Below are 15232 nucleotides of genomic sequence, written 5' to 3'. Positions count from 1 at the left end.
ACAACGCTGGCGATCAGCGATTCGCGCCGTGTCGCGGGACAGTTACACCGTGCTTGCCGTTTCGGCCGCGCGACTGGCCACGATCTTGCTGGCCGGGATCTTTCCATTGAACAGGAAATCGCCGACCGGATTGGAGGCGACCAGCACCGTGTGCGCCACAATACAGGCGGCATAAGCAAGCGGGATCGACAGCCAATAGGTCGATATCCGATCATAGCCGGTACTCACCAATATATATTGCACGATCGAGATCATCAGGACGTGGAAGATATAAACCGAATAGGACACCTTCGACAAATAATCCGCGAACGTCCGGGGCTTGTTGGCGACCTTGCGAAACGTCGCCAGCAATATCACGCAGACGAAATACCCGGCAAAACCTTTGCCGAGATACTCGACCAGCTCGGCGGGGCCGAGCCCGGCAAGCTGCAGGACCGGCTTGTAGGCGACATGGCTCGCCGCCAGCGCGCCGAAGGACAATGCAATCCACGGTAGCGACACCGTATGGAGCGCCTCCATGATCTTCTCGTTGCGGAAGGCGACCAGGCCGAGAATGAAATAGGGAAGATACAGCCAGGTATTCATGGCCAGATAGTTGAGCGGGGAATCGACCCCGGCCTGCTGGGTGGTCACGAAGTGCGCGACCCGCCCCCCGGCAAACGCCAGGCCCATGAACAATCCCAACATGCCTGCGCGGACATCGCCCTTGGGCGAATAGAATATCGCCGTTGCCGCCCTCTTGACGATCGCCAGGTCGATCAAGCGCAGGAACAGCGGCGTGCCGGCGATGAGGATGACGGCGACATACAGGAACCACAGCTGCAGGTGCCAGCTCATATAGGGCGGGGCGATCTTCCCCCATTCGAAACCCGCCTTGTTCCACTGTAAATTGTTGCTGAAGAACGCGTTCGGCGAGATGAAATCCACCGCCGTGCCATACAGGAAATAGTCGGCGATCGGGTTGAGCAGAATGGTGCCGGCGACGGCCGGCACGCCAAATCTGATCAGGCGCTCGCGCAGCGTCGCATTGATGCCTCTCCGCGAGATCAATAACGCGACGAAGAACCCGGCGATCAGCATGAACAGCTTCATGCGGAAAAGACCCGAAAAATAGCCGACACCGCGGGAAAACCAGAAATGCCCGATGACGGAGGCATGCAGAACCACGCCGAGCGTCATCACGAACGCGCGCAGGGCGTCCAGGTAATGAAGTCGCGAGGATGTTCCGTCATTGCCATTGTTCATGGTACCGCCCCCGGACATTATCCTGAATTGCCAATCAAGTATCGCAGGACTCTGATCAGGGAATCAAGGGAAAGTTTGGGTCGGGTCGGGACTCGAATATCGTCATCGGTCTGTAGTACTTCGGCGACTGCAATGGATCTACCGCGCCGGTCCAAGTCTCGGCGCGATATCTGCATTCTACAATCCCACTTGTGGCGGGCTCCACTGTGCCGCCCAAGGTCCGGCACGCCGGGCCGGCCGCCTAGCAGCGGCGGGGGGTGACGCAGCGTAGCTGGGACGACAAGGCCGCCTGCCGCTCCGCGCCGGTTTTGGCGAAGGCGCGTTTCAGGTGCGTCCGAACGGTTTCGGTCGATACGCCAAGCGCCGTCGCCGCCTCGGCGGGGGTCGCCCCGGCCGCCACCCGGTGCGCGACCTCGGCCTCGGCGATCGTTAGGCCGTACAAGGTGCGAATCAGATCCACATCCAGCACCGTCGATGCGCCCGGTACGGCAATGACGGCGATCACCGTTCCTGACAGGAACAGGTCCTGGGCGGGCCGCAGCGTCGGCACAAGGTGCAGCACGAATTGCGGCTCGCCCAGCCTTCTCACCGCGATCGAGCGCCCCGATCCGCGGTTGGCCGACTGCATCGCGATATCGAACTGGTGCGCCGAGGGCGGATCGAACAGCCTCAACCGGCCCTGGCACTCATTCAACACCCCGCCGAACCACGCGCCGAACGCATCGTTGGCGCAGATGATGCGCGCATCGCCGGTGAGCACCGCCGCTGCCGTGCCGATCGACGCCAGCGCATCGGTGGCGGCGACCGCCTGTTCGACATTGATCCGCGCGGAAATGGTCGAGGCGCGCGCCAGATGCGGCCGCAGCGCATCCAGCGCGGGGACCGCGGCCCTGGCGGCGCGGTGGCTGGCGAACCCGTCCACCGTGACGATCAGGCTCTCCGGCGGCATGCCCGGCAGGGTCGTTACGGCGCCAATGCCGAGACCCCGGGGATGGAGGAATTCGGTGTAGATCGGCAAGCGCTCCAGCTCGTCCGGCGTCATCAGATCGGCATCGGTCAGAAAGCCGGGATGCGCCGCCGCGGCGCGGCACCGTAGCGCCCTTACATCATGCTGATCCCACCCCTGCTCGGCGAATTCGAGCATCACCGGCGCCAGATTGGGCGACGTCATCCACTTTTTCGTATCGCCCGACCTGGTCATCAGCCGCCCGCCGCGGGCGCCGACATATGACGCGAGCCGGTCGAGCATGGACGGCCACAGCGCAGGCCTCACGCCCGCCTCGTAGATCGCCTCAGTCATCAGATCGAGGCTGTCCGCCACCGGTTCTTTTCCCAAAGAAGAAATGATCGCCGACCTATCTTCCTTCACCCATCCGGGTGACGCATTCATTGGCTAACATCGCCCAAATAGAATTACAACGGATTATTAACCAATCTATCCTTTCTCACGCGGGGGCATCGCTTCGGAAAAACCGTCTTTCTACTTAGGTAGATGTGCGCCTGCGCAATCTGTTCGCCAAGTTACATCGCTTGGCAAATTCGTGACAATTTGATGGGGAGAATAAAAATGGCGAATAACAACACATTGGTCAAAGGTGCCGTGGTCACCACGTTCTCGCTCGACGCCACTCCGGACGGAACAGGGGATATCGGCGACGTTCAGAACGGCACCTCTGGCGCAGACGCCTACGCCTTCGACAACACGATTGGCGGCCTATCGGTAGGAGACAAGACTTTTACCGGTTTCGGTTTTAACGATTCCCTGCTCGCGCGCGCCGAAATCTTCGACGGCAACAATGATGGTTATATCGTGCTGGGCGCCAATGCTCGCCTCGACGTGGAAAGGTCGAGTGCGACGAAGACCGGGTCTGCCCAGTTCAATATGATCAACGAAGCGGGTGAATCGATCTACGCCGTACGTGAACTCGGCTCGAAGACCACCTCCGTGGGTGAAGATGCGTCGTTCGTCTATGCCGATGCGTCCACCCGCGTCGAGCTGATCAATGCTTTCAACAGTGGCGCCAACGGGCCATTGGGCCAATCAAACGGTCTGCAGGTCAACGTGATTGAGGGAACGGTCGGGGATGACATCCTCGCCGCCACTGCTGGCGTCGATTATTTCCTGTACGATACCGCGCTAGGGCTGAACCTCGGCGGTGATGTCATCACCGGCTTCGGCCTTGGTGACCGCATCGTTACGACATCGGAAATCTGGAATCAGGATCTTGATCCTTTCATCACCTTTGGTGGCAACCGCATCCTGGATCTGCCCGGGGCGGAAGGGGGAATATCCTCCGATCCATCGACCAATCCCGGCGGTCAAATCGATTTCAACGCGCCCAACGATTTGAATCTGGCCATTCTCGGCTCCCAGCTTATCGCCGGGCACACCTATTATTTCTATGAATACGTCGCATAAGCGGCAAACATCTTATTGCAGCTAAGTAGTTGCGTGGCCCCGGCCCTCAGCCACCCGGGGCCACGCTTTTTTGCTCCGGCGTCAGGTGTAAAGTCCGTCCGCGCTCTCCCCCCTCGGGTGAAGATCGGCGATCGCGGATGGTCCAGTCGATGACGCCGCCGTTCTCGGCCGCCTACGTTGCAACCCACCGCACGTGCCGCTGTCGACCTCGGCCTTCTTCACCCAATCATGCAGCGTCTGCGGAACGCAGGCGAGCTTCTCGGCTATCGATACCACGGTCGCCCATCTTGACGGGTGATCCCGCTCGTGATCGAAAACCATCCGCACCGCTCGCTCGCGGACCTCGGGTCCAAAATTGTTCGTCGTCTTGCTCGCCATGGCTCCACACTCTCAGGAGTTGGAGCCACCGGTAAATCCGGGGCGGTTCAGTCGTGTCCAGAATGTGCATATTGGATTATGGCTGGGTCAACGTAGGCTCGGTCTATAATCTGTTTAGCCACATCACAAACGACGTAGTCATCTCAAACCTCTCCACTGACGTGGGGAATGCTTCCCACATCGTCTTATCTGGCGTGGGCTCGTTTGCCGCTGCGATGCGCAAAGTGAAGCAGACGGTTCCGCTCGTACAATTGAAATCCTCGATCCTCGACAGCGGCAAGCCATTTCTCGGCTCTCCGGTTATGTTCGCAATGCCGAGCTGTTCAAGAATCATGTCGCTGATCGTTTCCTCTGATCGGCATGACGGCCGGGGCCTAGTGCATCCGCGCGAGGCGCGCGGGTCTTCGTACAGGTGGCGGATGCCGCGCCTTCGAAACACGTTCAACCATCGCTGCCAGCGATGTTCGGCGGCGTCGTGGATCATATGGCACCGCTGGCAGAGCGCTTTCAGATTGGCCGGCGCGTTATGGCCGGGATCGTGATCGACATAGCGCAGGCCAGGACGACATTGTTCGTGCGGATCGCAGCAAGATCGACGCCGTCGCCAAGCGCGATCTGCTTGCCCCGCGCGGAACGCCAGCAGGCGGCTTCGGCATCCCACCAGCGGCCATCCCCTAGATGCGCGACCCGCTGCAGATGCGGTCGCGCGCAATGTTCGCACCGCGCGCGCGCCCGCTCGAAGCGGATCGCTTCCGACAATTGCGGCCCGTCGGTCAGATAGAGCCAGCGGTTCTGGGGGCGGATCGGCATGACGATTCTATCGATCGATTCGACAACAAAGCGAAATCGTGCGCGCGCCGGGCGAAATATTCTGGTTGGTTGCGCGAAGAAAAATAGCGTCATTGCGGTGACATAATGTTGACACCTCGCTCAATGGTGTCAGCATGGTTAACGAAAGAGACAGGGGAGTGTAGCCGAATGTTGGCGCCGGCGCTCGGGATCGGACTGACGCTCGCCCTGCCCGCGGCCGGGGCGATGGCACAGATGCCGTCCCCGCTCTGGCGCGGTGTCTCGCACATCGTCCTAGCCTGTTCGGCCAGCGTCGATCCCGCCTTGTGCCAGACCATCGGCGAGGCCGCTCGGGGCCATAGCGCGCTGCCGGTCACGCTGGCCCCCCACGGGGCGCTAAGCGACGGGACGCGCCCCGATCGCGGCGCCGTCATCGTCACCATCGAACTCGACGATGATCGCCGCAGCCTGGTCGCAGTCGCCCGCCGCGCGCTTGAAATCGACGATGCCGAAGGTCCGGCGCGCTACGCGGTCGCCTGGAATGCCGCTGCCCCTATGGCCGCGATCAGCGACCTTCTCAACCGTATTCTGCCGCATCGGTCCGCCAGAGGCCGACGGCTAGAATAGGAGGTCTGTTCACTAGGACGGGCCGACAACCATCACGAAAGGGAGAATATACATGGCTGAATCCTTTGCTGACCTGGATGATGGTGGCCCGGGCCCCCTTGCCGCATCGCTCGATCCGAATGCCGGCTCCAGCTATGCCGGCAAGCCGATCTGGAGCGCCGCGCAGGTTGGCGCGTTCCTCAATCGATCGGACTATGACTGGTACACCAACAATTACGGCGAGCTCAACGACGGCGTGCTCAACTACGGCTTCTGGCTCAACCAGGAGGAACTGGGGAACAGCTATTACGTCAACATCGCCGGAACGGCGGCGTACAGCGAATATTTCGATTTTACCGCCTTCAACGCGGGCCAGATCGCGCTGGCCCAGCGATCGATGACCTTGTGGGACGATCTCGTCGCCATTTCCTTCCAGCAGACCAAGTCGGGCTCGGCAGACATCACCTTCGGCAATACCGCAACCGGCGGCGCGCAGGCCTATGCCTATCTCCCGTTCGGCGACATCTACGATGCCGAAGGGCTGGCCGATGGCTATGAGGATACCGGCCGGCTGAGCGGCGACGTGTGGATCGATGGCGGCGTTGCGTCGAACTTCTCGCCGCTGCTCGCAAGCTATTATGCCCAGACGACGATGGTGCACGAGATCGGCCATACGATCGGCCTCAGTCACCCCGGCGATTATGACGCACTCGACGATGATGACGGCGACGGCGAGCCTGATCCGATCACCTATGCCAACGACGCCTTCTATGCGCAGGATTCGCGTCAATACAGCATCATGAGCTATTTTGACGCGTATGAGACCGGCGCGCAGCATATCGATTTCTCGCTGCTCAACTTCGCCTATGCGGCGACCCCGCTGATCCACGACATCGTCGCCATCCAGAAGATCTATGGGGCCGACCAGACCACCCGCACGGGCAACACCGTCTATGGCTTCAACGCCACGGCCGGTAATGCGGCGTACGATTTCGCGCTCAACACGCGCCCGATCGTCGCCATCTGGGATGCTGGCGGCAACGATACACTCGACTTTTCAGGCTGGAATACGTCGTCGGTGATCGACCTTAACCAGGGCGCCTTTTCCTCGGGCGGCGGGATCCAGGAGTTCCTCACCCTGGAGCAGGTCAACGCCAACCGGGCGGCACTGGGCTTTGCGCCACGCAACGAGGCGGCCTACGCCTTTTACGAAGACCTCAAGGAACAGCTCGGGTTGGACAACGGCCTGTTCACCGACAACGTCTCGATCGCTTATGGCGCGGTGATCGAGAACGCCATTGGCGGGGGCGGCAACGACCGCATTATCGGCAATGAGGTCGCCAATGTGCTGACGGGCGGCGCCGGCCGCGACGTGTTCGAACTGCGCTCGGGCGGCACCTCCGGGTCGGATCGCGTGACCGATTGGCAGCGCGGCGACGTGCTCGCCACGACCAAGGCGATCAAGGACTCCAACCACGACGGCATCATCACTTGGAGCAAGAGCGTCCTGTCGCTGGACAGCGCCGACAGCGACCGGGTGGAATTGGCCGGCGCGCAGGGCAGCACCGGCTTGCGGTTGCTGGGTCAACTTGACCAGGCCTTCTATTATGGCGATGCGCGTGTTCGCCCGGTCGCGTCCGTGGGGCAGAAAGTGTACGAAAGCACGCTGGGCAATGATACAATGCGCGGGCGCTCGACCGTCAACGCGACCGACGTGTTCTTCTTCGATACCGCCAACCCGGTCTCCGGCCTGGGACGCGATACGCTCACTTTCACTCGCGACGATCTGTTTGTCACCACGACCAAACTTGCCGACAGCAACAACGACAACAAGATCACCTTCGGTGGCGGCAACCGGCTTGATCTGGGCGGCGCCGGCGGCAGCGTCGCCTTCAACGGCTCGAGCGCGCTGGAATATGACGGTATCGTCACGAGCAACGGCATCGATTATTACGTCTACAGCAATGTCGGCTCTGCGGTCGGCACCACCGCACTGCACTTCTGATCCGGATCGGGGCTGCCTCGCGGCTGCCCCGATATTTTCAGGGCAACGATCCTCCCGTCGCCCCTGCAAAAGTCGCCGCGACATCCCCGCCGACCGCTGTATCTGGTGGACCTCGGTCGAAACGGCTTTTGCGGCAGACGAAGGTCGAACGGGCAAGTCCGGCTGCAAAGGACGGCGCCAGTCGCGTTAGTAGTTTCGACCTTTAACATGCCTATTTCTCCAAATTCGGATCAAACCTCGAACATTACTGTTTTTAAAATGCTGAAACTGCCATGGAGGCTTCGCCGAACTCTGAAAACGGTGTATTACAGCCAATGCTCTATGAGATTTGGAGATCAAACAACGCGTGTTTCACAAGAGCACCCTACGCACTGTAGTACGGTAAAAGCCCGTATGTTAAAGCGTAGTACAGATCACGCTACTTTAGAAAGCTGTTTTGGATTAATGACTTGAGCGTGGTATGTCGTACTACGCTCTTCCACCATTTTGCCGTCCGCGCCGACCTGGCAAAGAATCAGACAGTAGGTCACAACACGTCCACCTTCGTCGCGACGGAAACAGTTCGCGACATCTATAGCTGACGGCCGCCTAATTAGTCCCGCCCTACTTATTCCTTGTCTCGTCACGACTGTCAGCATAGAGCTAGCGCGGAACTTGGGGGGACGTTTCGATGATCAAACGACTGCGTAAAGCGGTGTTTCCAGTGGGTGGACTCGGCACACGGTTTCTGCCTGCGACCAAGGCAATGCCCAAGGAAATGCTGCCGGTGGTCGATCGGCCGCTGATCCAATATGCGATCGACGAAGCGGTCGAGGCGGGGATCGAGCAGATGATCTTCGTCACCGGCCGCGGCAAATCGGCGATCGAGGACCATTTCGACATGGCCTATGAACTCGAGGCGACGATGACCGGGCGCGGCAAATCGCTCGACGTGCTGGGCAATACCCGACTGAAGCCCGGCGCGGTCGCTTATGTGCGACAGCAAGAGCCGCTGGGGCTGGGGCATGCGGTGTGGTGCGCGCGCGACATCGTCGGCGACGAGCCGTTCGCTATCCTGCTCGCTGACGAATTGATGATGGGGCAGCCAGGCTGCCTCAAGCAGATGGTCGATGCCTATGCGCGGGTCGGCGGCAATCTAGTGTGCGGCTATGAAGTGCCCGAACACGAGACCGACCGTTATGGCATTATCGATCCGGGGGCCGAGGACGACGCGCTGGTCGAGGTGAAAGGGTTGATCGAGAAGCCCGCCGCCGGCGCCGCGCCATCCAATCTCATGATTCCGGGCCGCTATATTCTGCAGCCGGAGGTGATGCGCGTACTGGAGACGCAGGAAAAGGGCGCGGGCGGCGAGATCCAGCTGACCGATGCGATGGCGCAATTGATCGGCCAGCAGCCGTTCAACGCCTTTCGCTTCGGCGGTGCGCGCTACGATTGCGGCGACAAAGCAGGCTATATCCAGGCCAATCTGGCGCTGGCGATCGGCCGGCCCGATATCGGCCCCGCGGTGCGCGCCTTCGCCGTGGACCTGCTGCGCTGATCTTCTGACGTTTTAGTGCGGCTTGCGGGATCGTCGGGCGTGGTGCCTGCGAAGCGCAGCACGGACGAATTGGTAGAGCTGTGTTTGTTCCACGATGAAGGCACGTCATTTTTGTCGGTGAGCGTGTAGAAGTAGGGTGGCGTAGGAGTAGCTGAGTAGTGATCACGAACCGGTCAGACCGGGGGTCGGCAAAACCCAGGAGGGCACAGCGCTTCGAGCGCGATGACGCGATTAGGGAGCCGGCCTGCGGACTTCATCAGGGGCCAGCAGTCATCGGTGCTGCGCGAACAGGCCGAGCACATGAATGCACCCGACCGGTGCTCATCGTCGCACAAAAGCTCTTGCGCTGCAGGGGTCGTCCACACATTGACCTACGACGACCGCAGTATTGCATAGCCACGCTGGTGCAGGGGCCGTCCACGCCACCACGTCAGCCTAAGGCAGAGGACATCACGCCCTGCATCTAGGCCGAAAATCCCGGATCATGCCCGTCAATTACAACAAGCGTCGCTACCGAAGCCGGAGTCGTATCGAGAGTATGTTCGGCCCCTGAAGGCCTGGCGCCGCGTCCCCAATCGCTACGATCAATGCCGACCGTCTTCTCTCCGCTATCGCCCTCGTCATCTTCTGGCTCAGATAAACGAGTCCTGACCGTAGCAGCTCGGCGTGGTACCGGTAATCCTACTCGAAAGCACGAATAGCGAAGCGCTATTGCCGGTTTTTCTGAGGAAATTTATTCTGAGTGTGCCATAATTCGTGCTTTCGAGTAGGAAATGGTCATGGCTCGTTCGACCGCACCCACCCGCTCTCCTGTTGCACAATCGGTCAAGTCCGGCAGCATTTCACAAGGAGACCTGTTCCTGCTCGACAGCCCACTGCACGGTGAAGTTCGAGGTGAACGTTCGCTGATGGCTTTTCCATTCTTTGCGCTCAGCAAGAACGCTTGGCTGAAGCCATTGACCTACAACGATGCTACCGTATCGATTGAGGTGCGGCCGTCAGCGAGCGGCGTCGCTACAATCTACGACAAGGAGATTGTGCTTTATATCGCCAGTCTGATGGCGGCGAAGCTAGAGGCTGGCGGTAGCGTCGAGCAGGACTTCATCTTTACCGCACATGATCTTTTCTCAGTAACGGGTAGTAACCACTCCGCACGCTCCTATGGCCGACTGTCAGAAGCACTTGAGCGATTACAGGGCACTCAAATCAGAACCAATATCGAAGCGGGTGGAGAAGGGGAGGAAGGTTTCTTCTCGTGGCTATCTGAGGCCAAGTTACACTACACTAAAACAAAGAATGGTGACCGTCGGCTGAAGGCTGTAAAGGTGCGGCTTTGCGATTGGCTATTCCGCGCAATTCTACTAGATCGCCATGTACTAGACTATGCCTCAGCATATTTTCAGCTAGGACCGATCGAGCGGCGCATCTACGAAGTTGCGCGCTCTACGTGTGAGAGTGATGGGCTGGACATCGATCTAGCGACCTTCCGGTTGCAAATTGGTTATCAGAACCCGCTGTCGAACTTCAAGGCAGCGCTAAAGCAGATCGTAGCAATCGACAGTATTCCGGACTACCACCTTGAACTGATCGAGGAGACCCCGAACCTCGGCGCGGCTGCTGCGCCGCGGCGCGGACGGCGCGCTGCGCAACACCGGGTGCTGATCACCCCGCGACTACAGACTTCTGCCTCACAGATGCTGAGTGATGCTACAGGTATGCAGCACCGGAGCAATCCCGAATCGTCTAGGGAAACCTAGAGTTCGGCACACACGTGAGTCGTACGACAGCACAATTGTTACTCGATAGCACGAACGAAACGGGTCCGTTATTTACTCGTTAGCACGAATCTACAGGAGAGAGACTTTACCAAAAACCACGAATTTTTTGCGTTATATACTCGAAAGCACGAACCGTAACCGCTTCCTCTGTTGGGTTATTACTGCAAAAATACAGTCACGCGGCCATTCCGGCCGCTGCAATATTTATGGAACGGCTGTGACCACATAAAGGAAAGCCCGGCACGAAGGCCGGGCATCCCAAGGAGGTATTTTAAGGCAGCGTCGCCAAACGCTGATGGCGTGAAACTTAGCAGATCACGCTCCTGTAATAGCTCCGAACGAACTCTGGTTCAAGGATGCGCGTTTCGCGCCACGAATTTTTTTGTGCGTGTCCCAGCCCCGTGGGGGGGATGGAATATGACGACGTTTACCTTAGGGGAAGCGAGTGCGCGCGTGCTCACACGTGCGTGCAAGGGAAGGCATGCGCTTGGGGGAGGTGAGAGCCGCGGACGCTCAACGCGGCCCGGCGGGCTGTATCGCGACGGTACTACTGTTCTGCGCGGCAGTATCGAGGCCGGAACATTTGAGAAGACCTTTTTTGCAGTACCGCTGTCTGGCGAGCCTGACCGGCTGCTACGAGCTTGTCGCCGTGCGCTCGATGCGGGACGTCGCCTGCGCCGCGAGGCGCATGCGGGCATGCGTACGTTGACAGCGACCGAACGGTCGATTGCCGCACTGACGGGGGCGGCGGTTCGCGTTTACGAAGAGATATGCACGCTCGCGCGCTTAAACGATGGAAAAGTCTATCCCAGTTACGATTGGCTCGCCGAAGCGACCGGGCTTGGCCGCGCCACTATTGCGCGGGCGCTGCACGTACTGGAGCGGGTCGGATTTTTGGGGCGTCAACGCCGCTTTAAACGTCTCGAAGGGGAGGGGCCCGGACCCCGCTATCACCAAACCTCAAACGTCTACCGCTTGCTGATGCCCGCACGTGTTGTCAATTATCTGCCACGTTGGATGCGTCCTGCGCCTTTGCCCGTAGACCTCCTGCAGCATGACCAAGCTCAAGCTGAAACGCACGCGGCCATGCTGGCCTCCTTGTCTTGTCGTGAGTTGGCTGCCGTCACGATCGCTGGAGTGTTAGGCGAAGCACTCACACGTCTCGGCGCCCAAATTGATCGTAATCTCGAAAGGTTGGAGCGTGAGTCTCAAAACGATCCGCAATCTCTCAGGAATTCATCCGAACTGGCGCAAGCTGTGTTCGCAAACGGGTGACACTGCATCGGATGTTCAGCAACGCTTGCGCGACTATCCGGGGTTTACGGTCGACGGCTGCGCTCAAGCGCTGGATCCTAGTCGTTCTGCTCGCGCTGGTACGTTAGACGGCAAGCAGTTGAGCATCAGCGCCGGACCGCCGGGTGAGCTTCTGTATGTTTTGAGGTAAGCGTCCGGTCTGCCCTGCCTTGCGGGTGATGTGAGCTGCGGGCCACAGTGGCAAGCACTGGTACGGCATTATGGCTACGCGGGTTATCGACGGTTCGGGAGCAGGTGGGGCTGAGCCGCGGCGACGTTTCAGCGACGACGACAAGGCGGCGATCGTGTCGGAGGTAACGATGCCGAAAGCAAGCGTGTTGGATCTCGCGAAACGGCACCGGGTATGCTCCTCGCTCGTGTATCGCTGGCGGCGCGTGCTGCTGCGCGACGGGGCTTCGGTCGAGGCGCTGCATCTGCCGGCACCGGCGTTCGTGCCGGTCAAGTTGGCCAGCGCCCCTTCATCCGCCACCAGAGGCGTTTGGGCCGGGCGTTGTTGAGGTAATCAGCTTGCGTGAGCAACGTGTTCGCCTTGCGCCGCCCATCGATGCGCGGGTGCTCAAGGCAGTGCTAGCTGGGTTCGGGTAATCGCTCACCGATAGGTGTCCGGGTTTACCTGGTGGCCGGCATCACTGATCTGCGCAAAGGCTTCGTCGGGCTGGCGGCGCTGGTGCAGCAGCGCCGCGGCGATCTCGTCAAGCTGCTGTGGTTGGACGACCAAGGCTTGGTGGTGCATGCCAAACGGCTCGAGCGCGGCCAGTTTATTTGCCCAGCGACCGCCGAGGGCGTGGCCGTGCTCACCCGGCAAATACTTCTCTTTGACGATCCGGACCTCTTCTTCGAACATGTACCGCCTCCGGCGCTGAACACCCGAGAGGACCTCGCCGTCACTGCAACGTCTGGTCGTACCGTCAGTGATGTGCCTCACTCTTAAATCAAAGCGGGGCCTCACCTCAATGGCGATCCTTACGATCACAAGCGTTTCGGCGTTCGCTATGGATCACAACCGAATGGCCCGCCGGCACGGCAGGAAGGCCGGGTCGACACAGAAATCGCCTAAGTAGTTTCCAGGGCAATTGTGGACCAGCGGAGGCCACGCTTCGCCATTTCGGCTGACGCAATGTCACCCAGCGGAGAATTCTGCTGCACTGGAAAAATATCGGCGAGGTCGAGTAGATCCTCGTTATCGAGTCCGGCGATGGACGTTTCAATAGCCGCAAGGCGCTGCGAGGCTTGCGACCCCGTCGCGGAAATTCGTCTTATCCGTGTTTTTAGCATTTGGTGTCGATAGCATGGCATTTAAGCAATTGTCAGCCGAATAAACAAGATTGCGATGGTTCGAGAACGACAACGTCAAGCGCGTGGGGCACTTATCCAACGAAATGGTTAACGCAAGCGTAGATTTTGCTCTAAATACCCACATAAACACTCAGATCTCAGTATCGTACGACACGATCGGACGACTTGACAGTCACGGCTCGCTGATAACCTACGAACTCAGGCTGTTGGCAACCGAACGGAGATAAAAGTTGTTTGACGGATTGTGTTCTCGCAGGTACGCCATGCGATAATTTGGTCGGACATATGCTCGAAGGCGCGATGCGGGCCTTGGAACTGCTGGGTGGCTGGTGGCAGCGCAAGTTATAATTGCTCAGAACTTGGGCGGACAACGACTGTTGATCACCTATGCGACGAGATATTCCTCCATCCAGATCTTTCCGCTGCCAATGTTGAAGGGACCAAGGCGCCCGCAGTCAAACGTAAAGACCTGCGATACCGAGTGTTGTTGCCCCCTAAAGGCCTGACAGGGCCTCGCGGGTTTGCGCGATGAACTCGCGGGGTGATCAATAGCGCAAAGCGCGGTGCGGATGCACCTCGTTATAATGGTCGAACCAGCCGGGCAGTTGGTCGATAACGCTCTGCGCATCTGGCCTGGGGTTCACACGGACATGATCGCGCTTGAGGGTGCGGACGAACGCCTCAGCCATGCCATTCGATTGGGGACTGCTGACTGGGGTCGTGCGCGGGATCAGCCCAATGCCTCGGGCGAACGCACGTGTGTTGCAAGCGGTGTAGCAGCTGCCGTTATCCGTGAGCCACTCGATCGGTTCGGGCACGCGGTTCACCTGTCCGTAGCGATGCTCGACGGTGGCGACCATCAAGTCCTGGACGTCCTCGGCGGTGATGCCGCCCGTCGTCGCCACGTGTCCCATAGCCTCGCGGTCACAGCAGTCGAGCGCGAATGCGACACGCACCTCCTCGCCATTATCGCAGGTGATCTCCAACCCGTCGGAGCACCAGCGAGTGTTGCGGAGGTCGACGGCGACCCGGCCATCGTGACGCCGTTCTTCGCGGCGTTCGCGTCCCGCTGTAGCAGCAGCCCATGAACCTTCATGACGCGGTAAACGCGTTTCGGATTGGGCTCTTTGCGCCCGGTCTTCTCGGCCTGCCGGCGGAGCAGAGCATGAACGCGGCGATAGCCATAGGTTGGCAGATCGGCGACGAGCACGCGGATGTCGGCGACCAGCTCGGCATCCGGCAGCGACGGTCGTCCACGTGGTCGGGGCGCCGGGCGATGGCGCATTGCGGACAGGTGTGGGCGAGCGATTCCGACCGCCTCTGCGACCGCGCTCACCGTCCATCTCGCGGCAACGAGGTCGAGCGCAACAGCAGTTTATGGGATGGCCCGCCCCTGATAATCTGAAGCTCTTTGAAGCCTGTTCACGAGGAGAGGACCGATGACTAAGAATGATGTCGCAGTACTTTTAACCGATTATAATACTTGTCATCCTTAGCGATCGCCCGAGAAAGAGCCGTGCCTTGCACAGTCATCCTGCTGTCCTGCATCGTCACGCCTGTGGGGCATTGAGAAGCTGCCCCTGAAGTCGTAGCGGGTACTGGCAGCGTGTACTCCACCTGAAAGTCGCCAAGATCCGGATGGTGCAGCCAGATCTTTTCCGCATCGGTCGTGACCGTATCATGGCCGCCTTGTTCGCTGTGCTTGTGAAACAGGTTGAAACGGCCAATCAGTCCGGCGCTTTCCGGCCTGGGCAGCCCCCACCGGGTGGTCCGGATAGATAGTTAGTGCATTGTTGTCTCCGCCGCCATTGCCGGGCGTAGGTGGAGCGAAGCGGAGCCGGAGGCCGGCAATGGTGGTGTCGCGG

The 15232-nt window shown here is 59.8% G+C and carries 11 protein-coding genes and 3 pseudogenes; 8 read left to right on the top strand and 6 right to left on the bottom strand.

All coding sequences use genetic code 11. The features are described 5' to 3' along the window. Window positions 1–42 precede the first annotated feature (42 nt). Together U1701_RS17105 and U1701_RS17100 are read right to left on the bottom strand one after the other, a co-directional pair. Entirely contained in the window at window positions 43–1245 is a 1203-nt protein-coding gene (locus U1701_RS17105; RefSeq protein WP_332783789.1) for an acyltransferase family protein, read from the bottom strand. A gap of 241 nt (window positions 1246–1486) precedes the next feature. After that, a complete protein-coding gene (locus U1701_RS17100; RefSeq protein ID WP_332783788.1) occupies window positions 1487–2566 on the bottom strand; it encodes a helix-turn-helix transcriptional regulator in 1080 nt (359 codons plus the stop codon). 246 nt (window positions 2567–2812) lie between these two features. On the opposite strand from U1701_RS17100, the gene U1701_RS17095 reads away from it, so the two are divergent. Next, window positions 2813–3664 (top strand): hypothetical protein, encoded by an 852-nt coding sequence (locus U1701_RS17095; RefSeq protein ID WP_332783787.1) that lies wholly within the window; start codon window positions 2813–2815, stop codon window positions 3662–3664. A 180-nt stretch (window positions 3665–3844) separates the two neighbouring features. Here the strand turns inward: U1701_RS17095 and U1701_RS17090 are convergent. Both U1701_RS17090 and U1701_RS17085 read right to left on the bottom strand, forming a co-directional pair. Further along, window positions 3845–4042: pseudogene (locus tag U1701_RS17090) on the bottom strand (IS3 family transposase); the annotation flags it as partial. A gap of 507 nt (window positions 4043–4549) precedes the next feature. Next, a complete protein-coding gene (locus tag U1701_RS17085) occupies window positions 4550–4852 on the bottom strand; it encodes a hypothetical protein (RefSeq protein ID WP_332783786.1) in 303 nt (100 codons plus the stop codon). 168 nt (window positions 4853–5020) lie between these two features. On the opposite strand from U1701_RS17085, the gene U1701_RS17080 reads away from it, so the two are divergent. From U1701_RS17080 to tnpB, 7 genes are all read left to right on the top strand, one after another. After that, the gene (locus U1701_RS17080) at window positions 5021–5458 is read left to right on the top strand and encodes a hypothetical protein (protein WP_332783785.1); all 438 of its coding nucleotides are present in this window, start codon (window positions 5021–5023) and stop codon (window positions 5456–5458) included. A 52-nt stretch (window positions 5459–5510) separates the two neighbouring features. Next, window positions 5511–7442: a M10 family metallopeptidase C-terminal domain-containing protein gene (locus U1701_RS17075; protein WP_332783784.1), complete on the top strand. Its 1932-nt coding sequence runs from the start codon at window positions 5511–5513 to the stop codon at window positions 7440–7442. Window positions 7443–8112: 670 nt separating this feature from the next. Further along, window positions 8113–8979: a UTP--glucose-1-phosphate uridylyltransferase GalU gene (galU, locus tag U1701_RS17070; RefSeq protein ID WP_332783783.1), complete on the top strand. Its 867-nt coding sequence runs from the start codon at window positions 8113–8115 to the stop codon at window positions 8977–8979. A 773-nt stretch (window positions 8980–9752) separates the two neighbouring features. Beyond that, window positions 9753–10736, top strand: a complete 984-nt coding sequence (locus tag U1701_RS17060; RefSeq protein ID WP_332783782.1) for a replication initiator protein A — start codon at window positions 9753–9755, stop codon at window positions 10734–10736. Between the two features lie 438 nt (window positions 10737–11174). Next, a complete protein-coding gene (locus tag U1701_RS17055) occupies window positions 11175–12032 on the top strand; it encodes a helix-turn-helix domain-containing protein (RefSeq protein WP_332783781.1) in 858 nt (285 codons plus the stop codon). A 239-nt stretch (window positions 12033–12271) separates the two neighbouring features. Continuing rightward, on the top strand, window positions 12272–12568 hold the full coding sequence (locus U1701_RS17050; RefSeq protein WP_332783780.1) for a transposase: 297 nt from the start codon (window positions 12272–12274) through the stop codon (window positions 12566–12568). Between the two features lie 119 nt (window positions 12569–12687). Next, on the top strand, window positions 12688–13002 hold the full coding sequence (tnpB, locus tag U1701_RS17045) for an IS66 family insertion sequence element accessory protein TnpB (protein ID WP_332783779.1): 315 nt from the start codon (window positions 12688–12690) through the stop codon (window positions 13000–13002). Window positions 13003–13912: 910 nt separating this feature from the next. Here the strand turns inward: tnpB and U1701_RS17040 are convergent. Then, window positions 13913–14742, bottom strand: a pseudogene (locus U1701_RS17040) (IS3 family transposase); the annotation flags it as partial. Window positions 14743–15149: 407 nt separating this feature from the next. After that, window positions 15150–15232: pseudogene (locus U1701_RS17035) on the bottom strand (integrase catalytic subunit); the annotation flags it as partial.

Source organism: Sphingomonas rhamnosi (genome assembly GCF_036663615.1).
Taxonomy (GTDB): Bacteria; Pseudomonadota; Alphaproteobacteria; order Sphingomonadales; family Sphingomonadaceae; genus Sphingomonas.
This window is presented reverse-complemented; position numbering and strand designations above follow the sequence as displayed.

Coding starts and splice junctions, on each gene's coding strand:
- U1701_RS17050 (WP_332783780.1), top strand. CDS start 12,272: ATGGCTACGCGGGTTATCGACGGTTCGGGAGCAGGTGGGGCTGAGCCG.
- U1701_RS17080 (WP_332783785.1), top strand. CDS start 5,021: ATGTTGGCGCCGGCGCTCGGGATCGGACTGACGCTCGCCCTGCCCGCG.
- U1701_RS17095 (WP_332783787.1), top strand. CDS start 2,813: ATGGCGAATAACAACACATTGGTCAAAGGTGCCGTGGTCACCACGTTC.
- galU (WP_332783783.1), top strand. CDS start 8,113: ATGATCAAACGACTGCGTAAAGCGGTGTTTCCAGTGGGTGGACTCGGC.
- U1701_RS17085 (WP_332783786.1), bottom strand. CDS start 4,852: ATGCCGATCCGCCCCCAGAACCGCTGGCTCTATCTGACCGACGGGCCG.
- U1701_RS17055 (WP_332783781.1), top strand. CDS start 11,175: ATGACGACGTTTACCTTAGGGGAAGCGAGTGCGCGCGTGCTCACACGT.
- U1701_RS17105 (WP_332783789.1), bottom strand. CDS start 1,245: ATGAACAATGGCAATGACGGAACATCCTCGCGACTTCATTACCTGGAC.
- U1701_RS17060 (WP_332783782.1), top strand. CDS start 9,753: ATGGTCATGGCTCGTTCGACCGCACCCACCCGCTCTCCTGTTGCACAA.
- U1701_RS17075 (WP_332783784.1), top strand. CDS start 5,511: ATGGCTGAATCCTTTGCTGACCTGGATGATGGTGGCCCGGGCCCCCTT.